We start from the raw sequence: 25,172 nt of genomic DNA on the forward strand, positions 1-25,172 counted from the left end.
GCTGGTCCTAGACACCTCGGCCCGCATCGCCGCGCCCATCTCCGGCCCCATCACCGCCAGCGTCCTGACCCGGACTCATCGACGACATCCTCGCCGAGGTCTGACGCCGGTGCGCGCACACCGCCACCGGCCCCGGCCGCGTTCCACCGCCCTCGCCTTCGGCTGTTGCGCTGCTGCTCCCCAGCCTGGCACCGGTGGCGGCCACCGCTGGCGACCTGACGCCTGCGGAGTCACAGGCCCCCGTCTTCACCACGCTCGACGCGGCGGCCCTGGTCCCGGGCCAGACTCCCTCGCCGGGCACCGCCACCGACGCACCCGCCGACGGGGACCCGGCCCACACCGCCCCTCCCCCCACCGAGCCCGAGGGCCACTCCTGGGGTTGGGGCGCCACCGCAGCCCTGCTCCTGGGCACCATGCTCACCCTCTGGCTACGTGACCGGGCCCGACGGAAGAACACCTGATGAGCGCCGTGACCCAAGCCCTGACTCTCGTCGCCTTCCCGGTGGCGGCGGCCGCCGCCGGCACGACCATCTCCACGCTCCGACCGCCCGGACCCCGGCTGGTCAGCGCCATCCAGCACTTCGCCGCAGGCGTCGTGGTCGCCGCCCCCGCCGGAGAGGTCCTCCCCAGCCTCGGCAAAGAGGGCAGGCTGCCCTACGCCGTCGCCGGGTTCATCGCCGGCGTCCTCGTCATGCTTGCCATGGCCGCCTACTCCCGCCGCCAGGAGGCCGCGGCGGCCTCGCAGTCGAACCCTCCCACAGCCTCGGACCCCAGCCCACAGCACTCGCGAGGCCGAGGCGCCTCCGTGGCCCGCCAGGTCACACGCAGAGCAGCGACCGCCCTGCCCCTCGGCCTGCTCGTCGCCGTCGGGGTGGACCTCGTCATCGACGGCCTACTGGTGGGACTGGGAGCAGTCCTCGGCGCGGCGCAGGGCATCATCCTCACAGTCGCGCTCACCCTCGAGATCCTGTTCCTGTCGCTGTCCCTCGGCAGCGAGCTCACCGAAGCCGGCCTGAACCGGGCCCAGTCCGCCGCGACGGTCGTCGGGCTGGCCCTGCTGACGGCCGTCGGCGCGGTCGGCGGAGCCGCCCTCCTCGCCGGTGCCGGGCCCGCCACGCTCGCGGTCGTGCTCGCCTTCGGAGCTGCCGCCCTCCTCTACCTGGCCGTCGAAGAGCTGCTCGTCGAGGCCCACGAACAGACCGAGACCACCGCCTTGGCCGCCATGTTCTTCCTCGGCTTCCTCGCCGTCTATGTCCTCGGCGAGGTGGCCGGCTGATACGAAGCCCCGCTGTCGGCCTTCCACATCGTGGTGCGCTCTTCGTAGTGGATCTCACCCGGGTTCAGATTCCATGGTCCCCAGAGCTGGTCCTCGTTGGCGGCGACGAACGTTCCGGACCGCAAACCACTGCCGCTCGGCCATGTCCTAACCCGGCACTGAGCCACGACGGCAACGCACGCACATCGCTCCGCGATCCGCTCGGCGCTGATGAGAGGCCGTCTCAACACCCTCGCGTGAACCGCCGGCCGCAGGCGCAACGTGTTGGGCGAGGCGAGGCGCTGCCGGAAAGATTGTCGATCCGTCCGGCCGAGGTCCGGACATTCCCAGAAAGCGTTCAACCGTCTCCTGGTGGCGTGGTGTCAGGCCAGCGTTCCGTTCGCGCTATCATCGGAGTATGCCAATGACAACGCCTGGAATGGCCGAGGTTGAGCCTGGATTGCGGCGTGGCGCAGCCCTCTTCCACGGGCTCGCGGACCGTAACCGGCTCGCGATCGTCCGCCAGTTGGCAGGCGGTGAGCGGCGCGTGGTCGACCTGACTCGGGCACTGGGACTTGCCCAGGGCACCGTGTCCGGCCACCTTGCCTGCCTGCGTGACTGCGGGCTGATTGTCGGCCGACCCGAGGGGCGGCAGATGTTCTACTCACTTGCCCACGCCGAACTGCTCGACCTGCTCAGCGCCGGCGAGCAGCTCCTCGCCCTCACCGGGGACGCGGTCGAGCTGTGCCCGAACTACGGCAGCACCGGCCCTGACCCGAGCCCCACCACCCACGAGGAACCTGCCCGATGACTGACGCCTGCGGCTGCGGCCACGAAGAATCCGATCGCGACGAGCTCGAAGAGCACGAGCCAGAACGGCTCTGGCAGATCAGCGAGCTGCAGTTTGCTGCTGCCTCGGGAGTCTTCCTGCTCGCGGGGTTCCTCGCCGGACTCGGCGGCGCCCCCGACAGCGTGGTCACCGGGCTGAACGCCCTCGCCCTTGCCTTGGGTGCCTGGACCTTCGTCCCCGGGACACTAAGGCGGCTGGTCCGAGGAAAGATCGGCGTCGGAACGCTGATGACGATCGCCGCTGTCGGCGCCGTGATTCTCGGCGAGGTCGCCGAGGCCGCGACGCTCGCGTTCCTGTACTCCATCAGCGAGGGACTGGAAGAGTATGCCGTCGCCCGCACCCGCCGCGGCCTGCGCGGCCTGCTGTCGCTGGTCCCCGCGGAGGCCACTGTCCTGCGTGACGGCAGCCAGACCGCCCTTGCCCCGGCAGAGCTCGTCGTCGGCGACCTGATGCTCGTTCGGCCCGGCGAGCGGGTGGCCACCGACGGCGTGATACGCGCCGGCCGCACCGCCCTCGACGTCTCTGCCCTCACCGGCGAATCCTTGCCGATCGAGGCAGGTGTGAACGACACGGTCTACGCAGGCTCCATCAACGGCACCGGCGTGCTCGAGGTCGAGGTCACCACCACCGCCGAGGACAACTCGCTCGCCCGGATCGTCAACATCGTCGAAGCGGAGCAGTCCCGCAAGGGCAACGCCCAACGGCTGGCCGACCGCATCGCCAAGCCCTTGGTCCCGGGGATCATGGTCCTCGCCGCGGTCATCGCGATCACCGGCAGCCTGCTCGGGGATCCCGGCACTTGGATCCAACGAGCCCTGGTCGTCTTGGTCGCCGCGTCCCCCTGCGCGCTCGCCATCTCCGTCCCGGTCACCGTGGTGGCCGCCATCGGCGCCGCCAGCCGCATCGGCGCGCTCGTCAAGGGCGGCGCCGCACTGGAGGCACTGGGTCGGATCCGCGCCGTCGCGATGGACAAGACCGGGACGCTGACCCGCAACCAGCCAGCCGTGGTCGAGGTGGCCACCACCGCCGGCCACTCCCGCACACAGGTGCTGGATGTCGCTGCCGCCCTGGAATCTCGCAGCGAGCACCCGCTGGCCCGGGCCATCGTGGCCGCTGCGCCGGCGCACGGGGACGCCGAGGGTGTCGAAGCGGTCACCGGCGCCGGCCTGACCGGTACCGTCGACGGGCGAGCGGCGCGGCTGGGGCGGCCAGGCTGGATCGCTGCCGGCGCGCTCGCCGAACAGGTCACCGCCATGCAGCACTCCGGAGCCACAGCGGTCCTCGTTGAGCACGACGGGGTCCTGATCGGCGCCGTCGCGGTCCGCGACGACCTGCGCCCCGAGGCAGCGGAGGTCGTCACCCAGCTCCGCGAGGCCGGGTACCGCATCGCGATGCTGACCGGCGACAACGAGCGCACCGCCACCGCGCTGGCCTCCCAGGCCGGCATCACCGACGTGCACGCGGAGCTCCGCCCCGAGGACAAGTCGGCCATCATCCACAGACTGCGCGAGGACGCCCCGACCGCGATGGTCGGAGACGGCGTCAACGACGCCCCCGCCTTGGCCACCGCCGACGTGGGTATCGCGATGGGCGCGATGGGCAGCGACGTGGCCATCGAGACCGCCGACGTCGCCCTGATGGGCGAGGACCTGCGCCACCTGCCCCAGACCCTCACCCACGCCCGACGCGCCCGCAGGATCATGCTTCAGAACGTGGGCCTCTCCCTCGGGCTCATCGCGATCCTGATCCCACTCGCTGCGCTCGGCGTCCTCGGGCTCGCCGCAGTAGTCCTGGTCCACGAGGTGGCCGAGGTCTTCGTGATCGGCAACGGGGTGCGAGCCGGCCGAACCCGGCACCTGCCACCCGCGCCGGTGGCGGCGGACGCCCCGGCGGTCCAAGGGCCAGCCTCGGTCCGGACGCCATGAGCTTCGCCCGCCTCCCAGCGACCGGCAGACGGGCCCTTCAACGGCACCCACGGGCGGCCCAGCACGGCGATCGCGGGAGATCCACAAGGCCAGGGCCGGAGTCACCACCAGCGGCTCGGTCCCGGTGAGCATGAATGCGCCGGACATGCACGGTGGGTGCCGCACGGGTCGACATTCCGTCAGGCGGTCAGGGCCGTCCGCGCGTGCGATGGCAGGCTCGGGTGCCAGCGGCCGGTGAGGCACGTTCGAGCCACCACTGACAGCGCGGGCCGCAGCCCAGTGAGGCGGCTTCCTCATCGCGCGCCCAACCGCCTGGCCCAGCGAGGAAACCGCCCCGTCTCGTCACACCCCGGTCGCCTCGACGGTTGCTGGCCAGCGGTGGAGCGACGTCGCCCACCGGCTGCTCGAAACCGTAACCGCACCCGTCCGCCAACGTAACCGCCGTCCCTCGAAAGGCAGACATGGCCTTCACTGTCGCGGCCCTGCAGGCCGTCGGACTGTTCCTGGTCACCAACATCGACGACATCATCGTGCTGTCGCTGTTCTTCGCCCGCGGAGCGGAGGCCCACGGCACCACCGCCAGGATCACGGCGGGGCAGTACCTCGGCTTTGGCGCCATCCTGACAGCCTCGGTCCTGATGACCCTGGGCGCCAGCGCCTTCCTGCCTGCGGACGCCATCGCCTACTTCGGTCTCATCCCCCTCATCCTCGGCCTACGCGCCGCATGGCAGGCTTGGCGCAGCGATGACGATGACGACGCACCGGCCGGCACCAAGCCCATCAGCGTCTGGACCGTCGCCGCCGTCACCTTCGCCAACGGCGGAGACAACATCGGCGTGTACGTCCCTGTCTTCCTCGCCGTCGGCACCACCGCCATCGTGGCCTACACGGTCGTCTTCCTCGCACTGATCTCCGTGCTCGTGCTGGCAGCCCGGTACATCGCGACCCGCCCACCCATCGCCCGCGTCCTCGAGCGGTGGGAACACATCCTGTTCCCGCTCGTCCTGATCCTCCTCGGCGCCGTCATCCTCATAGAAGGTGGCACCTTCGGCCTGTAGCCGCACACGGCCCGCTCCCGCCCACGGCCCGCTCCCGCACACCACGACAGTCCTCCCAGCCGACGGCGTCACCTCGCCGGCGCCCCCATTACGGGCTGCCTACGAGCGCCAGCATCGCAGCGGCGGCCGTCGGCAGAGCGGCGCCGGCGCAACGTCGAGAGAGCCGGCACCAGCGCCACCGGCTGGCGGCATCCATTCCTACCGCGCCAAAGGCGCCCCGCCCTGCGCGCAGCGCAGGAACGCATCAAGCGCCCCACGACCCCGAAAGGACCCACCGCAAGTGTCATGGTTCACCGCTGCCGTTCTCGGCCTGGTACAGGGCCTCACCGAGTTTCTGCCCATCTCCTCCTCGGCCCACCTGCGGCTCGTTGCCGCCCTGGCCGGCTGGAAAGACCCCGGCGCCGCCTTCACCGCGGTCACGCAGTTGGGCACCGAGACGGCAGTCCTGGTCTACTTCCGCACCGAGATCGCCGCGATCATCGTGACCTGGACCCGCTCACTGTGGACCTCAGGTCTACGCCGCGACGTCCACGCGAGGCTGGGCTGGTACGTGCTGATCGGGACGGTCCCCATCGCGGTCCTCGGCCTGGCCCTGCAGAGCCAGATCGAAACCGCCTTCCGCGACCTGCGACTGCTCGCCGTCACCATGATCGGATTCGGGCTGATCCTCTGGGTCGCCGACCGGATCGCCGCCAACCGTGACCCACTGGAGCGACTGACCGCACGGTCCTCCTTGGCTCTGGGGTTCGCCCAGACTCTCGCGCTGATCCCGGGTGTCTCCCGCTCGGGCGGCACGATCACCGCCGGCCTGCTCCTGGGCCTCCAACGCGAAGCCGCCGCCCACATCTCGTTCCTGCTCGCGGTCCCCGCGGTCCTAGCCTCCGGCGCCCTGGAACTGACCAAGATCGGGTCAACCAGCACGCCGCCCTGGGGACCCACCGCACTCGCCACCCTGATCGCGTTCGGCGTCGGGTACGCGGTCATCGCCTGGTTCATGCGCTACATCGCCCAGCACCGATTCACGGTATTCGTCGTCTACCGCACCGCCGTCGGCGTGGCCCTCCTCATCATGCTCGGCGCCGGAGTCCTCCGCTCCGGCGCGTGAAGCGCCAACGGGGCAGTCGCGCCGGCGACACCATGGGCCCCTAGGTACTGGCCGTGCCATCCACAGCGCGTACAGCCACGCCCGGGCTGCGGATGCAGCACGGCGGGCCTCCGCTGGATTCCTTGGTCGAGCGCTCCACACAGCCCGCGGGTGGGACTGGGGCGCCACCGCAGCCCTGCTCCTGGGCACCATGCTCACCCTCTGGCTACGTGACCGGGGCCAACGGAAGAACACCTGATGAGCGCCGTGACCCAAGCCCTGACTCTCGTCGCCTTCCCGGTGGCGGCGGCCGCCGCCGGCACGACCATCTCCACGCTCCGACCGCCCGGGCCTCGGCTGGTCAGCGCCATCCAGCACTTCGCCGCGGGTGTCGTGGTCGCCGCCCCCGCCGGAGAGGTCCTCCCCAGCCTCCGCAAAGAGGGCAGGCTGCCCTACGCCGTCGCCGGGTTCATCGCCGGGGTCCTCGTCATGCTTGCCATGGCCGCCTACTCCCGCCGCCAGGAGGCGGTGGCCGCCTCGCAGTCGAACCCTCCCACAGCCTCGGACCCCAGCCCACAGCACTCGCGAGGCCGAGGCGGCTCCGTGGCCCGCCAGGTCACACGCAGAGCAGCGACCACCCGGCCCCCTCGGCCTGCTCGCTGTGACGCACGGTGAGTGCATTGTGTTCTACTATCTCCGTACGTAGATAGTAGAAAGGAGGGGTGGCGATATGGAGTCGTTGTTGATTGCCGTCGCGGCCCTGGCCTGCCCGGTCGGAATGGGCCTCATGATGTGGCTGATGATGCGGGGCCAGCGTCACGACCACGCTGGTCAGGATGGGCATGTCACCCAAGGCGCCCGAGACGGTCAGGCTGTCACGCAGCTGCAGCAATTGCGCGCCGAGATCGAGCAGCTGAAGGCTGAGCGGCGGACAGACCACCGAGACGGTCGGCCGGCGGACGTGCCCTGATGTCGGTGTGGCTGGCAGGGGCGTTTGCCGTCGCGGCAATCGTCGTGACCTACCTCGGTTGCGTCCGTCCGCATCTGAGCGGTCGAGCCGGATGCTCTCGGCCTGGCGTATCCTCGTCGGGCCCGGGCGGCCTGGCCGAGCAGGTGGCCGAGTTGCAGGAAGAGCTGCGAAGCCTCAGGCAGGAGGATCAGCCCCGTTCGGGGTAGATGAAGCGGCGGTAGGTCACAGCGGAGGCCACGGTTTTCCTTCGGGGCCGCTCCTTTGGGCCTCCGCGGGTTGGCCCACTCCGGGCACTTCGACCAGCCCCTGACGGGTGGGACCAGAATGGTGTCGCGGTCGCGGTCGCGAACCGGGCTGTGGATGCGGCTGGTGGCCGGGTCACGCCTTCGCGCGCTCCGTCGGCACGGCCGCGCTTCCCTGCGGATCTGGCTGTGCTGAACGCAACTGGGCACTGGTGCAACCGGCGAAGCCCACCGCCCAGGCTAAGCCTCGACACCGATGAGGGCCGTGGTGTGAGCGTGCCGTGACGACGAGATGCCCTGCCGTGCTGAGAGATTGGGACTTGCGAGGGTTCCAAAACCTCAACCCCGGAAGGGCACCTTTGGGATGCGACTCTCTCACACTCTCGCGCGCACGTCGGTGGCCTTCGACGACCCGAACCTCGTGTCGGCCGCCGGGCTGGTCCCGGTCCTGGCGTTGGCCGACCGGGCTGGACTGCGGCGCCTGGCCGAGCAGCATCTGAGTGTGCCCAGCGAGAAGGGCGCGAATGCCGGGTTGAAGGTGGCCTCCCTCGTCGCGGGAATGGTCGCCGGGGCCGACAGCATCGATGACATGCCCTGCTTCGGCACGGCGGAATGGGCCGGCTCTTCGCCAAGGTGTACGCGCCCTCGACCCTCGGCTCGTTCCTGCGCGCGTTCACTTTCGGGCACGTGCGCCAGCTCGACGCGGCCGCCTCCAGGTTCCTCGCTGCTCTGACCGCACAGACGGCGCTACTGGGCCGGCCCGACGGCAGCGGAGGGGAACCGGCTGGCGGGTACGCGCTGGTCGACATCAACGACACGGTCATCGAGGTCCACGGTCACGCCAAGCAGGGCGCCGGGTTCGGCCACAGCGGTGTGCGCGGCCTGAACGCGCTGCTGGCCACGCTCACCGTGACCGGACCGCGCCGGTGATCCTCGCGCAGCGGCTGCGGAAGGGCTCAGCCGGCTCACCCCGAGGCGCCAAGCGGCTGGTCCCGGACGCGGTCAAGACCGCGCGGCGCCTGCTCGCGAAAGATCAGCGGGTTTTGGTCCGGATGGGCTCGGCGTTCTTCGGCGGACCGGCCCTGCGGGCCGCCGTGGCCGGCGGCGCCGACGTGTCCGTCACGGTGCGTCTGACCAGCACGATCAAGACCGCCATCTCCGGTATCGAGCAGAGCGCGTGGACACCGATCGAGTACACGACGCCATCTTCGACCAGGACAGCGGCGCGTGGATCTCCCGGGCCGAGGTCGCCGAGGTCCCGTTCACCCGTGTTCGCCGCACAGCAGCCAGCCCACCGCGTCCCCGGCCGGCTCGTCGTGCGCCGCAGCCCCGACCTCAACGCCGAGCGCAAGAAAGCGCCGGACAGGGCACCCTGTTCGACGTATGGCGCTTCCACGCCTTCTTCACCACCTCCCCGCCGAGCAACTGGGCACCGTCGCCGCCGACAAGACCCACAGCGGACACGCGATCATCGAGCAGGTCCACGCCGACCTCAAGGCCTCCGCCCTGGCCAACCTGCCCTCCGGCAAGTTCACCGCGAACGCCGCCTGGCTCGTGCTCGCCGTCATCGCGTTCAACCTCACCCACGCCGCCGCCACCCTCACCGCGGCGACCGAGCTCGCGAAAGCGACCACCGCGACGGTCTGAACCGCCCCGGCTTCAGTGGAGGCTTTGGGGTGTCCCGGGGCACACCACCGCCGCAAGCTGATCCACATCCCCGCCCGGGTCGCGTCCTCCGCACGCGGGATCATCCTGCACTGCCCCACGCGTGGCCTTGGCACGAAGCCTGGACCCGACTGTGGGGCCGCGTCCCGACCCGCACGCCATCACTGCGTCCTGACAACCCAGCTGCAGACTGCGCGACCCAAGGAACCCCGACGTGGAACACCCCGACAGCGAGGGCGGGCGATACCCCACGTCCCTCGCCACCGCCTCAACCCGAGGCGGCGATCGACGCCACCCCACCAGCACATCGGTGGATCGAGCCTAAGAGCAGGGTGGGCCCGGAAGCAGTCATCATGTTCCTTGGTGACGGTCCCTCGTGGGATCGGGAGGATCGGGAGCGGACAGACGTGACGGCGGGCTGGCCACGTCCGCCCATGGGGCTGGTCGGTCCAGGGGGCCGGCCGCGCCGGCCAGGACGCGCCGGCGCTGCTCGTACTCCTCGACGGTGATCTCACCGCGTGCCAACCGGTCGGCCAGCACGTTCAGCGGACTGGGCACCCCGGTGGGTTCGGCTCCGACGGAGCGGTCGGTGAAGAGGGCTCGCACGAGCACGGCGACCAAGGCCAAGAACCCGATGGTGCCGGCGGCCATGACCAGCCCCATTCCGATGCCCATCCCGGAGCTCCACATCATGTCGTTCCTCCGTGTCAGTTCTCCCGGCGTTCCCAGGGGGTTGGCAGTGTTGATCTCGCCACTTCCGTGGCCGTGTGCGCAGGATGTCCCAGTCGCGCTCTTGCGTCCTTGGACGGACGAACCACGCTTTATGATCGATGCGCGGCGGAGGCCACAACATCACCACGATGCCGTACCACCAGGCACCCATTCTACTATCTACGTACGCAGATAGTAGGGCATGGTGCGGTCGTCGATCACGCGTCTGGGAGTGACGAAAAAGGAGCCCGCAGCGGTCGACCAACCTGTCCCGTGTGGTGCTCCTGAGCGGGTAGGCGAGCGCGAGCATGCCTGGCGGGGTCCGTCAGATGAACGGTGTAACTGGCGTTTTCATGGTTAGAGGTTCTCTGCCGCAGGCATCCGGTCGGCGAAGGTGATGGCGAAGGCGTTCAGGGCCGGCTTCCACCGGGTGACCCATCGTGCCTGCCCCAGGCCTTTGGGGTCCAGGCTCCGCGTCACCAGGTACAGCGTCTTGAGCGCGGCCTGCTCGGTCGGGAAGTGGCCCTTGGCGTTGACGGCCCGCCGGTACCGGGCGTTCAGGCTCTCGATCGCGTTGGTGGAGCAGAGCAACCTTGCGGATCTCAACGTCGTAGGTCAGGAACGGGATGAACTGCTCCCACGCGGCCCGCCACAACCTGGGGATGGCCGGGTAGGCCTTGCCCCATTTCTCCTCGAACGCCTCGAACGCCGCCCACGCCTCCGCGGTCGCTGCTTGATAGATCGGGCGCAGGTCCTTGGCGATCGCCTCCCAGTACTTCTTCGACGCGCACCAGAACGTGCCATGGATCAGGTGCACGATGCAGGTCTGCACGATCGCCGCCGGGAAAACGGCGTTGACGCTGTCGGGCAGGCCTTTGAGGCCGTCGCAGACGATGAAGAACACATCCGCGACGCCCCGGTTGCGCAGCTCGGTCAGCACGTTCATCCAGAACTTCGCCGACTCCCCGGCGCCGTTGCCCGGCCACAACCCGAGCACGTCGCGATGGCCGGCCAGGTCGACCCCGATCGCGGCATAGAACGGCTGGTTTCCGACCTGCCCGTCACGGACTTTCACCATGATCGCGTCGATGAAGACCGCCGCGTACACCCGCTGCAACGGCCGCGCCGACCAGGCCTGCATGTCCTCGAGCACCCGGTCGGTGATCCGAGAGACGGTGTCCTTGGACACCGACGCGCCGTAGATCTCAGCGAAGTGCGCGCTGATCTCTCCGGTCGTCAACCCGCGCGCGTACAGCGACAGCACGATCGCGTCGACATCCGTCAGGCGCCGCTGCCGCTTCTTGACGATGACCGGCTCGAAGCTACCGGCCCGGTCCCGCGGGACCTCGACCGTGACCGGGCCGGCGTTGTCAGTCAGCACCGTCTTCGGGCGAGTGCCGTTGCGGGTTGGCCCCGTTGCGGCCCTCGGGGGCGTGCTTGTCGTAGCCGACGTGCTCGGTCATCTCTTCTTCGAGGGCGGCCTCGAGGACCTGTTTGGTGATCGCCTTGAGCAGCCCATCCGGGCCGGTCAGCTCCTCACCCTTGGCGCGAGCGGCCTTGACCAGCTCACGCACCGCCGCACGCTCCACCTCATCGGGGGTGAGCGTCTTCTTGCCTGCCTTCCGCGGTGGGCTCACACCCACCAGTGTCTCGGTCATCATCAGACCCTTCCCGCTGAATCGTCAGCGTCGGGGCCAGTTACACCGTTCGTCGGACAGTCTCGCCTGGCGTCCGCCCGTCATGTGACGTCCTCGATGGGGGTGGCCGAGTCGCAGGAAGAGCTGCGACGGCTCCGGCGCGAGGGGATCAGTCGCGCTCGGGGTAGATGAGGCGGCGGTGGATCAGGTGGGTCTCGTCGGTCAGGGTCTCTTCGCTGATCCGGCCCGAGGCGTCGAGGGTGAGGGTCACGGAGACATTTGCGGCCGGGTAGCCCAAGGCGAGCCGGACGGGTTCACCGGGCTGTGAGATCTGGGTCGCGATCGGTGCGGTCCCGTCGGCGTAGGGCTCTTGGCTGACAAAGAAGCGTCCGGTCATCTGTAGCGGACGGTGGTCGGGCGGCGCGGTTGTCGTGTCGCTGGTGACTGCTTCGTACACGGTGAGGTGCTCGACGGCACGTAGTGCGGACACGGCCCTGCTCAGGTGTGTCGCGCCCTGGGTGCCGGGCCAAGGGACGAGGACGTTGACCGTGCCGCCGCGCCACGTGTCTGCGCCGGCGTGCAGGGCGAGGATGGTGGCGCCCCGTCGCCAGTCAGCCGGAGCGGTGAAGCACCCGGTTCCGCACGCTGTCAGCTCCAGCGGGCGGCCCTGCTGCCCGGGCGCGGTGATCTGGCCGGAGAGGGTGAACGTCTGGGGCTCATCGCCGGAGTAGTAGTCGCCGGTGCGTGGGGAGGTCAGCCGCACGACCAGGAGTTGCTCGCTGGCTTGGACGGTCAGACCGATCTGCCCCGCCATGGTGCCGATCTGGATGACCTGACCGCGCGCTGGCGGCGCGACCGGTGTCTGGCTGCTGGCAGGTGGTGTGGACACCAGCGTGGCCGACAGGGCGAGGACCAGTGCCAGGCCGGTGACCTCGAGGCGGGTCAGTACCTGCACTGCTCGGGTGTTGCGGCGCCTGAGCCACTGCCGCGCCCCGAGCGCCAGTACAGCAGCGGCGGCGACGAGGGCGAGCTTGGAAAGCAGAAGCCGCCCATAGAAGGTGCCGGTCCACGCCGGAAGCGGGACGAGTACCAGCGCACTGAGCGCCCCGCTGGCCGTTACGGCCGCGAACACCCAGGCCGCCAAGCGGGCGTAGCCAATGTAGAGGCCGCGCACGGATCCTCGGCTTGACCGCCACGCGAACGTGGTCACGACCACCTGGGCCAGCGTCCCGACCCATGTCGCGGCTGCAGCAACATGCGCGCCGGTGAGCAGAGCGCCCCAGATCGGCGCGACAGCATTGGCGTGCGACCGTACCCCCTCGGCGGCCACGACCGCGGCGAGCGGACCCAGCGTCAGCAGCCGAGAGGATGCGCTCAACACTCGCCCGGCCACGAATGCCATGCCCAGGCCGGCCGCCTCGACCAGGAGCACGATGCCCGCCTGACCGCTCCACAACGACCCGAGCTCTCCGGTCCCGGCAACGAGCAGGACGGCAAGCGTGACCACACCCAGCAGCCCGGTCAGTGCACCGGTCGGCACCAGCGAACGTGGCGTCGGCAGTCCCGGTGTCCTCGCCCTCACGGCCCGGGCAAGCCGGTCGGCGACCACCCCTCCGACTGCAAGAGACAGCCCTGCAAACAAGAGCCACCGCAACGTTGCATCGAGCCAGGACGTCGCCGTCGAGGAGATGGCGTTTGCGGCTCCGAGGACCGCGGACCCGATGGCGAAACGAAACTCGTCGCCCATCAGATCTCCGTCCGAGCCAGTGACTTGCCACCGGACCCGGTAGACGCCAAGTCGTAGCCGCTCAGGGACAGCCCCGGTGACCGCCCGGCCTGCCCGCACTGTCTCCGTCCGTCCCAGCGGCACCGCATGCCCGGCGCTGTCGAGCAGGGTGAGTGCGCCGGGACCGGCCGTGACCGCCTCGTTGAACACCAAGGTGATCGCACCCGGCGAATCGCCCGTCGCAACCTCGGCGGCGGGGTCGCTGAACAGCAGAGTGGGGTGCGCGCTGGCTGGTGGAGCACATGCCAGCAAGGCCACGACTGCCGCCAGCAAGACAGCCCAGGCCCGAAAACAGCTGCTGCTGCTGCGGAGTGCTCTAGTCATCCCTACCCGCGCGGACGCAGCGCGCGCCGAAGCCGCCTCTCGGAGAGCCGTCCGAAGGAGAAGGGCCGGCCGTCAAGGAGCACGCCTGGCGCGAAGATCACTCCCGCCTCCTTGGCCAGCTGTTGGCCCGCCGGCGTGGCGAGGTCGACCTCGGTGACGTTCAGGGGCACGTCCTTGTCCACGCGTGCAAGGACCTGCTTCGCGTGATCGCAGAGTACGCAGTCGTGCTGAGTCAGCAAGGTGATCGGGACGTGGGTGGTCAGGCATGGCGCGGGCCGGGTCACTGGCCCGGTCGCCTGCTCTGATTCGGAACCGGCCATCAGGTGCGCTCCCGTGCGAGATCGGAGAGCATTTTCGCGGTGGGTACGAACATGACGTAGTCGGGCTCGCCACCGTAGTCCGCGCGCCACCGGATGGTGCCCTCGGGGTCCACGAGCAGGAAGCTGTGGCCGTCGCGCATGTCTCCCATCATCCCGTAGGCGTTGGCGTCATACGCTCGGGAGACCGTCAGGTCCGGGTCCGACAGCACCGGCGTCGAGATGCGTTCGTCGGTCGTCTTCTGCGCGAGCAGGGGGGCGGGGTCGGTTGTGACCGACAGGACGGCGTCGATACCGGCGCTCTTGAGGGCCTGCTGGTTTTGCTCAAGGTCTTTGATCTGGTCCCAGCACGGCTGGCAGGACAGGCCCTCCTGGAAGTACAGCAGCACCGTCTTGCCGCGATAGTGGGACAGGGACACGGAGGCCCCGTCGCTCGAGGCGAGCGTGAACTCGGGGGCGGCCGCGCCCGCGCCGGGCTGGCCGGCGACGTGGTGATAACCGCTTCCGGTGCCTGGAGCGCGGGTCTGCACCTTGCTGACCTGTGAGCCTTGGAACACGAGGTAGAGGGCCAGGATCGTCCCGGCGATGACCGCAGCTACGGCGAGAAGGACCCGGCGGTGTCGTGTGGTGGGTCGGGGATCGAATTCGGACTCTGGTGTCCCGGCCGGTGGGCGCGCTCGCCCCGGGCGGCGAGAAACTCGCGGCGAGGTAGCAGTGCGGTCGGTGTTGCTCATTGCGGGATCTCCTTGAGGGAGCCGGTCGGTTCGGCAGGAGCCTCACCGAGGGAACCGGACGGAGGGGGACAGCAGGCCTCGGCCGGGGTCGCGCCGCTGGAGTCGCTGCCCGCCTTTGCCGCTGCCAGTGGGCTCCGCATCTGCGGGTTCTGGGTGGGCTCGAGCTCGGTGGCGTGGGAGGAAACGACATGCCACCGAACGGCGCGCCGCACCAGCAGGGCGATGCCGACCGCGAGGACGGCAAAGACGGCCCAGCCGGGTAGCCACGACAGCGCGCGGACGGCGTTGCTGGAAACATGCTGCAGCCATGCGCTCAGCTGGGTCTGCCATCCCCCGCTCGGCATGCCCGGCCCCGCGACCGCCACAGCGCTCGCCAGCACTCCCATGAGGATCATGAGCACCCCGCCTGCGACGCTGCCCATAGTGGCCTGTCGTTGCCATCGGCCGAGTCGCAGCCGGATCGGGCGGTCGGTGAGCAGGGCGGCGGCGCGCTGCCGGCGGGCGTCCCACGCCAGCGCCACCACCGCCAGAGGCATGACCATCCCAGCGACGTACGCGCCGCCGATGGACAGCGCCGCCGGGAACGAGGCTGCGGCCCCGGCCAGCATGGCGACCCCGGCCAGCACCGGGGCGCAGCAGGCGCTGGCCGCACCCGAGAACGCCCCCAGCGTGTAAGCCGAGGTGAGGCGCCCCTCCCGGCCTGCGCGAGCGCCCGGCATCGGCAGGTTCGGCTTCCACCCAGTCAGCGTCGCGGCCCCGCCGAGTATCAACAGCACGCCCCCAATTAGGAAGATCCACAGATGCTGGGTGACCAGGACCCGGCTCAACGCCGTCGCACCCAGGCCGATCGGCATGATCACCGTCGCCACCCCGGACCCGAACACCAACGTTGCGAGCAGAACGCCGCGACGGTGCCGGAACCCGGTGGCCAGGTAAGCCGGAAGCATCACCGACACGCAGCACGGCGCAAAGAGAGCCACGACGCCGCCGAGGAACGACGCCAGCAGCGTCGTTCCGAACATCAGTTCACCCATCAAGGGCTCCATGAACAGACTTGCGCACTGCGTTCTCCTGCCGGTCCATTAGTCACCTACTATCTGCGTACGGAGATAGTAGGTGACCTGGCTGGTGACGTATAGTTCGGTCACATCGACGGCGCGGAGTGGAGGGTTTGGTGCGGGGATTCGGCGAGCTGGAGGCCGTGGTGATGAGCCACCTGTGGGACAGCGGCACGCATTGCACAGTGCGTGAGGTCTTCGAGCGGCTTGGGCAGGAGCGGCAGATCGCTTACACCACGGCCATGTCCACCATGGACAACCTGCACCGCAAGGGCTGGCTGGCGCGCCAGCGCCAGGGCAAAGCGTTCCTCTACTGGCCCACGCTGACGCGCGAGCAGTACGGCGCCCGGGTGATGCGCGATGCACTCGATGCCGGCGGAGACCCCAGCCTGGTCCTGAGTCACTTCATCGATCAGATGAGCGAGGAGGAGACCGCGGCCCTACGGCGCCTCGCGGATGCGGTGGACCAGCAGGGGCCCTCATGAGCGCCGCGGCCTGCCTACTGCTCTACGGCGTCACCTTCGCGGTCTTGGCGCCGCCGCCGCTGGCCCGGCTCACGCGCTCGGGCACCTTCCCCCGGTTGGGCGTTGCCGTCTGGCTGGCGGCCATCGGTTCGGTCATTGGTTCCCTCGCCGCCGCGGCAGCACTCCTGGGTGCCGAGCTCGTCCGAGACTGGTCGCTGCCGCGACGAACCCTGATGGCCACGTGCCTGACCCAAATCCGGGCCGCCGCCACCGGCGCCTATGGGCCGCACGTGCGTACGGCCGTATTCATGCTCGCGGGGGTTGCCGCGATCGCGCTGAGCGTCCTGCTGCTGCGGCTGGGGCGCACCTGGCGCCGAGCCCGAGATGCCACCCACGCCCATGCACGGATGGTCCGGCTCGCCGGAGCCACGCGGCCCGACCTCGGGGCCGTGGTGCTCGACGTGCCCGAACGAGCTGTCTACTGCGTCGCCGGACACCCGAACACCATCGTGTTCACCACCGGTGCGCTGGCCGCACTCGACCCCGCCCAGGTGAGCGCCGTGCTCGCTCACGAACATGCGCACCTCGCTGGACGACACCACCTGCTCCTCGCACTCACCCGCAGTCTGCGCACCTGCATGCCGCGGGTGCAGCTCTTCACGCGGGGAGCCGACGAGGTGGCCCGGCTCCTGGAGATGTCGGCCGACGACGTCGCCGCCCGGACCCATGGCCCCCGCGTCCTGGTGAAAGCCCTGGTGGGCCTCGCCGGACCGGCCCGCCTCCCCGCCGGGGTGCTCGCGGCCAGTGGCGTGGACGTGCTCGCTCGAGTCGAGCGACTGGCAACGCCGACCACGGCAGGGAACCGGAGCCAAGCCCTGCTACAGCTGGCTCTGACCATGACCGCGGTCACCGTCGCACCCCTCTTCCTTGGCCTGCTCGCGGTGTGCGGGCCACTGCTGAGCTGAACGACGGCGCCGATGACTACCGTCACATCACCCATGCGCTTCACGTGCACCCGTTGGGTCGCGGTTTCCCTGGCCATAGCCGTGCTGACCAGCGCGTGCTCCGCAGGCCCGAACACCGTCTCCGCCCAAGCCGCGGCTGGAGATCGCAAGGGCTACATCTCCGGCGACGGCACCATCGAGACCGTGCCACCAAGCCGTCGCGAGGATCCCATCACCCTGACTGGCACCACCCTCGAAGGCGGCTCGTGGTCGACGAAAGGCAAGGAGGGCAAAGTCATCGTCGTCAACGTATGGGGGTCGTGGTGCCCCCCGTGCATCACGGAGGCACCGGAGCTGCAACGCGCCTGGGAACATGTCCGGTCGCGGAAGTTGCCGGTCGAGTTCATCGGGCTTGACAAGCAGGAGTCCCCCGAAACGGCCCTCGCGTTCCAGCACGAGAAGAAGATCACCTACCCGTCGCTGGCATACGACGGCGGGGTGCCGATCCTGTCCCTGCGAGGTAAGGCGACCGCAACCCCGACCACTCTCGTCCTTGACCGCCACGGCCGGCTTGCGGCGCGAGTCTCCGGGCCCCTCACCACCTCGACCCTGACCGGGCTCATCGATGACGTCATCGCACAGTGAGCGCTGGCGTAAGCAGAGTGGCGATGCGGTCAACGAGAAGCCGGAACGAGAAGCGGGATTGACCGATGAGCGCTGACCTCACGACCGGGCCGGTCCTGGTGGCTGCCGTGATCGCGGCCCTGGCCGGGTTCGTCTCCTTCGCCTCACCCTGCTGCTTGCCCCTGGTTCCAGGGTTCCTCGGGTACGTCACGGGACTGTCCGACGAATCCCTGCAGAGCCGGTCCCGCCGGAGACTCATCTTCGGGGCCATGTTGTTCGTTCTCGGCTTCACGGTCGTCTTCCTCATCGCCGCCGCTGCCGTCTCGGCGCTCGGCCTCGCGTTCCAGGAGTACCGCGGGCTGCTCCTGCGGGCCGCCGGCGTGGTCGTCACCGTCATGGGTGTCATGTTTCTCGGTGTCGGCAAGTCGTATGCGGCATCGCTCTCGTGGCGTCCCAGAGCGGGACTTGCCGGGGCTCCTCTGCTCGGAGCGTCGTTCGCGATCGGATGGTCGCCATGCCTGGGCCCGACGCTCGCGGCGATCCAAGCGATGGCCGCACCACTGTCGGCAGAGTCGGGCACGGTCGGACGCGGGCTCCTGCTCGCCGGCTTCTACTCGCTGGGGCTCGGGCTGCCGTTCATCCTGATGGCCGCACTGTGGGAGAAGGCATCGGGCGTGAGCGCATGGCTGCGCGCCCACCGCCGCGGGATCCGGACGTTCGGGGGAGTCATGCTGCTCCTCGTCGGCGCGCTCATGATCTCCGGCCTGTGGGAGTCGATGGTCGTGTGGCTCCAAGTCAACCTGATCTCCACCTTCCGTGTCGCGATCTGACCGCCCCGATCGCTAGGAGCCCCGCACGAGGATCGGTGGACCAAGTACGGGTTGGAACTAAGCCTCGACACCGATGAGGGCCGTGGTGTGAGCGTGCCGTAACGACGAGATGCCCTGCCGTGCTGAGAGATTGGGACTTGCGAGGGTTCCAAAACCTCAACCCCGGAAGGGCACCTTTGGGATGCGACTCTCTCACACTCTCGCGCGCACGTCGGTGGCCTTCGACGACCCGAACCTCGTGTCGGCCGCCGGGCTGGTCCCGGTCCTGGCGTTGGCCGACCGGGCTGGACTGCGGCGCCTGGCCGAGCAGCATCTGAGTGTGCCCAGCGAGAAGGGCGCGAATGCCGGGTTGAAGGTGGCCTCGCTGGTGGCGGGGATGGTCGCCGGCGCCGACTCGATTGATGACATGCCCTGCTTCGGCACGGCGGAATGGGCCGGCTCTTCGCCAAGGTGTACGCGCCCTCGACGCTCGGGTCATTCCTGCGCGCGTTCACCTTCGGGCATGTGCGCCAGCTCGACGCGCTCGCGCCCCGGTTCCTGCTCGCGCTGGTCCGGCTGGTCGGGTGGCTCCGCGCCTGCCGCAGGCCGGCAACACCGACGGGTACGCGTTCCTCGACGTGGACGACACGATCATCGAGGTCCACGGCCACGCCAAGCAGGGCGCCGGGTCCGGCTACACCCGGGTCCGCGGTCTGAACGCGCTGCTGGCCACCGTGACCACGAGCAGCTCGGCGCCCGCTGATCGTGGCGCAACGACTGCGCAAGGGTGCCTGCGGGTCGCCCCGCGGCGGGAACGCCTGGTCGGCGACGCCGTGAAACAAGCCGGCCGCCTGCTCGGCCGGGGCCAAGGGATCCTGGTCCGGATGGACTCGGCCTACTACGGCCGCGACGCGATCCTCGCGGCGATCACCGGCGGCGCCCACGTGTCCGTGACCGTGCGGACGACGAGCCCAATCAAGGCCCCGATCGCCGGCATCGGCGACGACGCCTGGACCACGGTCAAGTACCCGGACGCGATCTTCGACGAGAGCACCGGGGCGTGGATCTCCAAGGCGCAGGTCGCCGAGGTCCCGTTCACCGCGTTCGCCAGCAAGAAGAAGGCCGATCGGGTCCCCGGCCGGCTGGTCGTGCGCCGGATCCCGGACGTGCACGCCGAGGAGAAGAGGCGGCGGACGATCCGCAGACACGGCCGGACCCCGCCGCGCCGGGCCACCTCGGCGCGGACGGCCCGCTCGAACCGGGCCAGCCCGAGCCGCCTGGTCCGGGCCAGGTCACCGCCGTCACGTCCGCGTCCCTGTCCGACGACGACACTCACGGCGGCGACCCACGTGGCCGACCGGAACGGGTGCTTCGCCGTCTCGAGCGCCGCTGGCCACACGCACTCGAGCAGGTCCCGGATCGTCTGCACGGCCGCGACGTGCTCGCCGATCAGCTCCTCGCGGCGGGCGCCGAGGTGCCGCAGCCGGGCCCAGGTCGCGTTCGAGTCGTCGACCGGTTCGGGCAGGTAGCAGCGCAGCTGCGCGGTGAGCCGGGCGATCAGCACGGCGTCCTTGTCGTCGGTCTTGTCGGTCGTCAGGTCCTCGCTCTTCCGCGCCCAGGACGACGCGGCCGGCTGCACGCACACGAACGACATCCCCCGCTCGTCGGCGAGCTGCGCCAGGACCATCCACCGGTGGCCGGTCGGCTCACACGCGACCGTGACGCCGGCGAACCCGGCACACGAGGCCCAGTCGGCGGCCCAGTCCAGCGCGGCGCCGAGGTCCCACGCCTTGCACCGGAACGTCCGCCGCGCCAGCACCTTCGAGTCGTGATCGGTCACGACGAGCATCTGCTTGCGGTCGGCCAGGTCGATCCCCACGATCGCGTTCATGGTCGGGACCGCCTCTCGCAGCCGGGAAAGCCTCGCGTTCCGGTTCCGATCCCGCGTGAAACACCACTACCGTGAGACATGAACGTCCTCCTTCGATGCGATGGGACACCAAGCCCGACAAGCGCATCAGGAGGACGTTCGCCACGCCAGACCCGACCGCGCAGAACGTCTTTCTATGCCGCCGGGAGTTAGCCATCAGCGGTCGGGCCATCGCTCAACTCATTCACGAGATGTCGCGTCCATCAAGGCGCGACGACGTCGGCGGTTAGCCCGAGCAGGCCGTCGACCTCCTCGGCTTAGGCTGGTCTCTGCATCAGTCGGAAGGTGTCGGTGTCCCAGCCAGCCTGAAGATCCGGCCCACGCGCCACCAGTGACTACCACCCCTTCACCCGGAGCGTCGGCGTACTCTCTTCGGTTGCAATCACGAGCATGCGTCGCGCAGCAACCTTCGGGGTCGAGCCCAGAGCAGGACCACCTCCTTCGGGAGCCGAGCCGCTACCGGCGGCGCGCGACGCCTTCGGTCCTCCCCTGAACCGAGGGCGTCGCGTTGATGGCCACTAGTGAGGGTGTGGGCCGCTTGTTGCCCCCGCCTGGACGGCAAGGCGCTGACGAATCGGAGTGCCTGGCAAAGGTTCTCGCCGCCAGTATGCCTTCGGGGGCGCTGACGAAGGCTGCGGCTCCGGCAGCTGTCTTGACTGCCTGGGTGACCTGATCGGCTGCGCGCGTGAGTGAATCCCGGACCATGTCGGGGAGCGCGATGGGTCGGTCCTGGGCGTGGTCGACGGGCCGCACCCAGGCCTCTGTGGAGACATTGCCGTTCGAGCCGCGCGCCTCGAGTGCCATGGCTATGGCGTTGACGCCGCGGGCCGACGCGAGCAGATGCGGGGCCGCTGTCGCCTCCCGGAGGGCGTACGCGAGGTCCGTGGAGGTCGCGAGCCCGAGCTGCAGTGTCTGGGCGACCCGTTTCAGATCGACTGTCGCGGCGAGGGTTTCAACACTCGCAACACCGGTGCGCTCGTGAATGATCTCGAGCATCGCGGCGCGGATCTCGTTGGCTGCCAAGACCAGGTCAGGGCCGACGCGGCGTCCGCGCTGAGGTGCAAGCTGCGCCCAAGTCGTCGCGAGCCCGACCCAGCTCGCTTGGGCGGACTCGAGCGCGGGCGCGAGGCGAGTGCGGTACTGGCCGGGTTCGACCGAGCCGGTCTCGGCCGCGGCGCGCAGCAGTGTCTGGCTGGCGAAGGCGGTGTGCCCCTGGGTTTGTGCGATGAGCATCATCGTCGCGGCCGTTGGGGTTCCTACGAGCGCGCGGTGGGCCTGGATGTCCCAGCTGGCCAGCGCCTGCCGCAGCCGATCCGGCTCCGCCCCCGGTTTGTACTCGCCGTCTAGCGCTGCGGGGAAGGTGCCTGATACGTAGGCGCCGGCCAGCTGCTCGAAGGCCGCCACCCGGTCGCGCGCCTCCACGGTGCGCTTCAGCGACTCGGCCGGCAGCGCGGCGCGTTTCGCCGCGGGCGCGACTGCGAGGTCGCGCAGGTCCCGGTTCAGGGCGACCTGCACACCGTGGGCGCCGACATAGAGGACGTGCATCAACCGTGCCTTTGCCGCGTCGAGATCCGCTTCGACCTCGGGGCGCATTGGGCGGACGTCGGTGCGACGCCTCGGCAACAGCTCGGCCGCGATCGTGAGGTTCTCGCATACCGTGATCAGCCGCTCGTCGGCGGGCCCAGTCCCGGGCCATTGGCGCCTCCGAGCCGCCTTCATCAGGTCGGCGTTCATCGTCTCGAGCCGCTCCATGAGCCCCACCTCCCGGCGCTCGGAATGGGCTGCGCTTAGCGAGGATTTGGGGAACGCGCGCCACAGGTCGGCGGCGGCTTCGACGACCTCGCCCCAGGTCCGGAGCATGACCCGGCCGTCCATCAGCGTGGTGTCCATCAGCACCTCGCGCACCAGCAGGTCCGAGTCCAGCAGCAGCTCCCCCACGCTGCGGCCCTCGAGGGCGGGCATCAGCCGTGCTCCCGAAGGAGGTCGCAGAGCGCGACGACTACGCGGCTGCTGCCTACGGGCAGCGCCTCGATCGGGACCGTGCGAGTCAGGGCTTCCGCCGCGCGCACCAGCTCGACCGGATTGTCTCGGTGCTGGCTCGACCCGGGGGCCTGGACGTCGTCGGGCTCGATGTGGACGGGCAGCAGGCCTCGGGCTTGGCCTGCTGCGAGCCTGACGGCCAAGCCGAGATCCGACAGGGCGAAGGACTCCTCGGGCCCGGGGGCCGGGTCGGCGGCCAAGATGCTCAGGCAGCGATCCGCAGCAGCCTCCAGCAGCAGGACTGCCCCTTCGAGCACCACCAGGCCGTCCTTGCCCGTTCTCCTCGTCTGCACCCTCGGCGCCATGGCGCGTCCTCTCTTTGTCGGTTCTGATGGCCGTCTTCATCCACGCAGACAGCGGCCGGGGCGGGCCGCCCCGGTGGGGGCCTGTGGATAACCCACGGGGTGTCGGTGCGTGGTCGGACACTGGTCTCACGGACGAAAGCTGGGCAGCCGCGTGCTGACGATCAGCCGGAGCACGACGCGACTGGGGGCGTTGTCGCTCGGCTTTGGGGGTGGGTGTGATGGGAGTACCGCTGACAAGGGTGCTGGCGCATACGCCGGGCATTGTCGTCAGCACCGTTGTGACGGCGGCGCTGGCCGCGTCGCTACCGGGCCCACTCGGTTCGCTCGTCTTCCTCGGCGTCCTGTCTCTGACGATCGTCCTGCTCGCCGGCGCCGGCGAACCCGTTGCGGTACGTGGGCTGTTCGGTGCACGAGCGTTGACGCCCGCGGAGCGCGCAGCGCTGGCGCCTGCGGTCGTCCGGCTCTGCCAGCGCGGCTTGGGTCCGCCGCTGGTTCGCCTGTACCTCTGGCCCGGGGTGCGGTCGGTGTCCGCGAGAGGAGCCGGCCGCCGCGCCGGTCTCGTCTCCGGCGAGCTCGTGTCGCAGGTTCGTCTGGGCCGGCTCCCGCCGGATCAGGCGGCTGCCGTGATCGCCCACGCGGCGGGTCTCGTCCGGGTCGGCGCGCTCCGGTCCGAGCTGGCGATGCAGCTGTGGACCATCCCTTGGCGGTTCCTGTGCGGCCTCGCTCTCTTGGTGAGCGCTGCCGGCGGGCGCCTGCCGGTGGTTGCCCTGATGTGGCGGGCCCGCTTCGTCCTGGGCCTGATCGCCCTCGGCCAAGGCGTGACTGCCGGGCAGCCCGAGGCGGTCGTGGCCGGCGTGTTGAGTGCGGCTGTCGTCGGGCTGAGCTACCTCGTGCCCTGGTGGGAGAAGGCGTGGGCCGCGGGGCTGCAGGCCTTGGGGGACGAACAGCTCGCGCACGCCGGTCTGGCGCCGGCGTTAGCTGATTTCCTGCTGCGGCAGTCACGCTCGGCCGCCACTTTCGAACGGGTCCACGCTCTCGATCTCGCTCACGCCTCCCTGCAGCCGCCGATTCCACCGGTCAGGTCGACGCGACGCTGACAGGCGACTCGAACGGGTCGAGCGCGGGGTCTGGCACGCCGGGCCATCGAACCTCCCGCCCACGCCCGACCGCACGCGGCAACGGTGATCGTCGTCATTGACACCCACGTGGAGGGTGGCCCTCGGGGGCTCGATCGCCTTCATCACGAGTCGATGCCTCATGCCCGGCGCACCGGCCTCGCCGCGGCGCCCCGGCCGGCCGGCGCCACCGGCTGGCTGGCGACCAGTTCTCCGCGTCTCACCGGGGTGGTCCAGCAGGGCCGCGGCCGGGTGGGGCCTTCGGCGGCTCGTGGATCGCGTGGCTCTGCCCCACGGACTTGGACGATGCGGACGGGTCGTGGTCTGGACCTTCCCGGTCGTCCGGGACGGTCCAGGTCCGTGGGTCCATCCCCAGTTCCAAGGCCACGTCGATGAGGCGCGCCATCTGGTACACGGAGCCCGGCGGAACCCGGTCCAGGGCGGCGCGTGCCTTGACGGCGTCGCCGTCGAGCCAGTGCGCGAACGCGGTCAACGACGCCACCGGAGCCACCGGAGCCACCGGAGCCACCGGAGCCACGGTGGACTCCGGTGACGTCGGATTCTCGGGACACCGCGTCAGCAGGTCGCGCCACAGCTCAGCGTGACGGGGCGCGGTCGAGCGTTCCATCGAGGCCCAGGCATGATCCCGAAGCGGGGTGTGCTGCACGTCGGCGATCAGACGTGCCGCATCAGCGTCCGCCACGGCGGTGTGGCCGGCTGCCGCGTGGCCCAGCGTGGTGGTGATCCACTCCCGCTCGACCTCGCCCAGGCGGCCGCCGCGCGCAGCGGCTGCGGCACGCTCGCCCGCCAGAACCATCAGCTCGTCCGGGACTGGGGGGCCGGGGGCGTACGCCTGCCGCAGCTGCCGCGGGGTCGCGAACGGTGTCGGACGCTCCAGCAGGAGGAACTCTGCCGTCATCAGGTCTCGGTCGCTCTGGGTCACCTGACCGCGGTGCGGTCCGTCCAGGCGCACCCAGCCGTCGCCGTCGACCGCCACGGAGCCGATTACCGGGATCTTCGGCTCGAGCCGCTCACGGACGGTGTCGCACACCTCGCGTGCCAGGTCCGGCTGGTCGGTGTACGCGAGCAGCACGACACCGACGCCGGCGCCGGCATACGCCCGGGCGAGCCCCTCGGCGACCGCCACCGTCTGGGTGACGCCAGGGGGCAGGTTCACCCTCGCGACCGGGGCGCCGCCGGTCACCTCGGGGACGACCACGAGGGAGTCCTGCGGGTGCACTCCAAGGAAGTGCGGGACCGCGGCAACCACTTCGCTCATGTTGTGCAGCACGAGGTTCTCCTGGCTCACGATGCTCTCCTTCGCG

Annotated in this window: 21 protein-coding genes and 4 pseudogenes; 15 read left to right on the forward strand and 10 right to left on the reverse strand. The window is 70.0% G+C overall.

Annotated elements, in window-relative coordinates:
- The first annotated feature begins 194 nt into the window (after positions 1-194).
- The 9 genes and pseudogenes from ABD194_RS08035 to ABD194_RS08075 form a co-directional block, all read left to right on the forward strand.
- Positions 195-461, forward strand: coding sequence for a hypothetical protein (locus ABD194_RS08035; RefSeq protein ID WP_343989881.1), 267 nt, complete (start codon positions 195-197; stop codon positions 459-461).
- Positions 461-1,276, forward strand: coding sequence for a ZIP family metal transporter (locus tag ABD194_RS08040; RefSeq protein WP_343989811.1), 816 nt, complete (start codon positions 461-463; stop codon positions 1,274-1,276). Before ABD194_RS08035 ends, ABD194_RS08040 begins: the two co-directional genes overlap by 1 nt.
- A gap of 418 nt (positions 1,277-1,694) precedes the next feature.
- Positions 1,695-2,066, forward strand: coding sequence for an ArsR/SmtB family transcription factor (locus ABD194_RS08045; protein ID WP_343989813.1), 372 nt, complete (start codon positions 1,695-1,697; stop codon positions 2,064-2,066).
- Positions 2,063-4,030 carry a heavy metal translocating P-type ATPase gene (locus tag ABD194_RS08050; RefSeq protein ID WP_343989815.1) on the forward strand — a complete coding sequence of 656 codons (1,968 nt, stop codon included), beginning with the start codon at positions 2,063-2,065 and terminating at the stop codon, positions 4,028-4,030. The genes ABD194_RS08045 and ABD194_RS08050 overlap by 4 nt, the downstream gene beginning before the upstream one ends.
- Positions 4,031-4,491: 461 nt before the next feature.
- Positions 4,492-5,088 (forward strand): cadmium resistance transporter, encoded by a 597-nt coding sequence (locus ABD194_RS08055; protein ID WP_343989817.1) that lies wholly within the window; start codon positions 4,492-4,494, stop codon positions 5,086-5,088.
- A 280-nt stretch (positions 5,089-5,368) separates the two neighbouring features.
- The gene (locus ABD194_RS08060) at positions 5,369-6,193 is read left to right on the forward strand and encodes an undecaprenyl-diphosphate phosphatase (RefSeq protein ID WP_343989820.1); all 825 of its coding nucleotides are present in this window, start codon (positions 5,369-5,371) and stop codon (positions 6,191-6,193) included.
- A 237-nt stretch (positions 6,194-6,430) separates the two neighbouring features.
- Positions 6,431-6,847 (forward strand): hypothetical protein, encoded by a 417-nt coding sequence (locus ABD194_RS08065; RefSeq protein ID WP_343989823.1) that lies wholly within the window; start codon positions 6,431-6,433, stop codon positions 6,845-6,847.
- A 55-nt stretch (positions 6,848-6,902) separates the two neighbouring features.
- Complete coding sequence (locus ABD194_RS08070) at positions 6,903-7,142, forward strand: hypothetical protein (RefSeq protein ID WP_343989826.1); 240 nt, start codon at positions 6,903-6,905, stop codon at positions 7,140-7,142.
- Positions 7,143-7,748: 606 nt separating this feature from the next.
- Positions 7,749-9,186: pseudogene (locus ABD194_RS08075) on the forward strand (IS1380 family transposase); the annotation flags it as partial.
- Between the two features lie 214 nt (positions 9,187-9,400).
- Here the strand turns inward: ABD194_RS08075 and ABD194_RS08080 are convergent.
- The 6 genes and pseudogenes from ABD194_RS08080 to ABD194_RS08105 form a co-directional block, all read right to left on the reverse strand.
- A complete protein-coding gene (locus ABD194_RS08080; protein WP_343989829.1) occupies positions 9,401-9,742 on the reverse strand; it encodes an SHOCT domain-containing protein in 342 nt (113 codons plus the stop codon).
- Positions 9,743-10,117: 375 nt separating this feature from the next.
- Positions 10,118-11,418: pseudogene (locus ABD194_RS08085) on the reverse strand (IS256 family transposase).
- Positions 11,419-11,566: 148 nt separating this feature from the next.
- The gene (locus ABD194_RS08090; protein WP_343989832.1) at positions 11,567-13,441 is read right to left on the reverse strand and encodes a copper resistance CopC/CopD family protein; all 1,875 of its coding nucleotides are present in this window, start codon (positions 13,439-13,441) and stop codon (positions 11,567-11,569) included.
- A 68-nt stretch (positions 13,442-13,509) separates the two neighbouring features.
- Positions 13,510-13,827, reverse strand: coding sequence for a glutaredoxin family protein (locus ABD194_RS08095; protein ID WP_343989835.1), 318 nt, complete (start codon positions 13,825-13,827; stop codon positions 13,510-13,512).
- The gene (locus tag ABD194_RS08100; RefSeq protein WP_343989838.1) at positions 13,827-14,558 is read right to left on the reverse strand and encodes a peroxiredoxin family protein; all 732 of its coding nucleotides are present in this window, start codon (positions 14,556-14,558) and stop codon (positions 13,827-13,829) included. The genes ABD194_RS08095 and ABD194_RS08100 overlap by 1 nt, the downstream gene beginning before the upstream one ends.
- Entirely contained in the window at positions 14,555-15,592 is a 1,038-nt protein-coding gene (locus ABD194_RS08105) for a cytochrome c biogenesis CcdA family protein (protein ID WP_343989841.1), read from the reverse strand. The genes ABD194_RS08100 and ABD194_RS08105 overlap by 4 nt, the downstream gene beginning before the upstream one ends.
- Before the next feature lie 140 nt (positions 15,593-15,732).
- Between ABD194_RS08105 and ABD194_RS08110 the strand changes: the two genes are divergently transcribed.
- The 5 genes and pseudogenes from ABD194_RS08110 to ABD194_RS08130 all read left to right on the forward strand — a co-directional run.
- Complete coding sequence (locus ABD194_RS08110) at positions 15,733-16,101, forward strand: BlaI/MecI/CopY family transcriptional regulator (RefSeq protein WP_343989843.1); 369 nt, start codon at positions 15,733-15,735, stop codon at positions 16,099-16,101.
- A complete protein-coding gene (locus tag ABD194_RS08115; RefSeq protein WP_343989845.1) occupies positions 16,098-17,045 on the forward strand; it encodes a M56 family metallopeptidase in 948 nt (315 codons plus the stop codon). Before ABD194_RS08110 ends, ABD194_RS08115 begins: the two co-directional genes overlap by 4 nt.
- 12 nt (positions 17,046-17,057) lie before the next feature.
- Positions 17,058-17,669, forward strand: a complete 612-nt coding sequence (locus tag ABD194_RS08120) for a TlpA family protein disulfide reductase (RefSeq protein ID WP_343989848.1) — start codon at positions 17,058-17,060, stop codon at positions 17,667-17,669.
- Positions 17,670-17,734: 65 nt separating this feature from the next.
- Positions 17,735-18,478, forward strand: coding sequence for a cytochrome c biogenesis CcdA family protein (locus ABD194_RS08125; RefSeq protein WP_343989851.1), 744 nt, complete (start codon positions 17,735-17,737; stop codon positions 18,476-18,478).
- A 181-nt stretch (positions 18,479-18,659) separates the two neighbouring features.
- Positions 18,660-19,638, forward strand: a pseudogene (locus ABD194_RS08130) (IS1380 family transposase); the annotation flags it as partial.
- Positions 19,639-19,859: 221 nt separating this feature from the next.
- On the opposite strand, the pseudogene ABD194_RS08135 reads toward ABD194_RS08130, so the two are convergent.
- From ABD194_RS08135 to ABD194_RS08145, 3 genes and pseudogenes are all read right to left on the reverse strand, one after another.
- Positions 19,860-20,348 (reverse strand): annotated as a pseudogene (locus ABD194_RS08135) (IS110 family transposase); the annotation flags it as partial.
- A gap of 495 nt (positions 20,349-20,843) precedes the next feature.
- Entirely contained in the window at positions 20,844-22,349 is a 1,506-nt protein-coding gene (locus ABD194_RS08140; protein ID WP_343989854.1) for a hypothetical protein, read from the reverse strand.
- Positions 22,349-22,687 (reverse strand): hypothetical protein, encoded by a 339-nt coding sequence (locus tag ABD194_RS08145; RefSeq protein WP_343989857.1) that lies wholly within the window; start codon positions 22,685-22,687, stop codon positions 22,349-22,351. The genes ABD194_RS08140 and ABD194_RS08145 overlap by 1 nt, the downstream gene beginning before the upstream one ends.
- Before the next feature lie 263 nt (positions 22,688-22,950).
- Between ABD194_RS08145 and ABD194_RS08150 the strand changes: the two genes are divergently transcribed.
- Entirely contained in the window at positions 22,951-23,829 is an 879-nt protein-coding gene (locus ABD194_RS08150) for a hypothetical protein (protein ID WP_343989860.1), read from the forward strand.
- Positions 23,830-24,067: 238 nt separating this feature from the next.
- Here the strand turns inward: ABD194_RS08150 and ABD194_RS08155 are convergent, their stop codons facing one another.
- Positions 24,068-25,156: a DUF4192 domain-containing protein gene (locus ABD194_RS08155; RefSeq protein WP_343989863.1), complete on the reverse strand. Its 1,089-nt coding sequence runs from the start codon at positions 25,154-25,156 to the stop codon at positions 24,068-24,070.
- Positions 25,157-25,172: the final 16 nt, after the last annotated feature.

Origin of the sequence: Terrabacter terrae (assembly GCF_039529575.1) — a bacterium.
Classification (GTDB): domain Bacteria; phylum Actinomycetota; class Actinomycetes; order Actinomycetales; family Dermatophilaceae; genus Terrabacter; species Terrabacter terrae.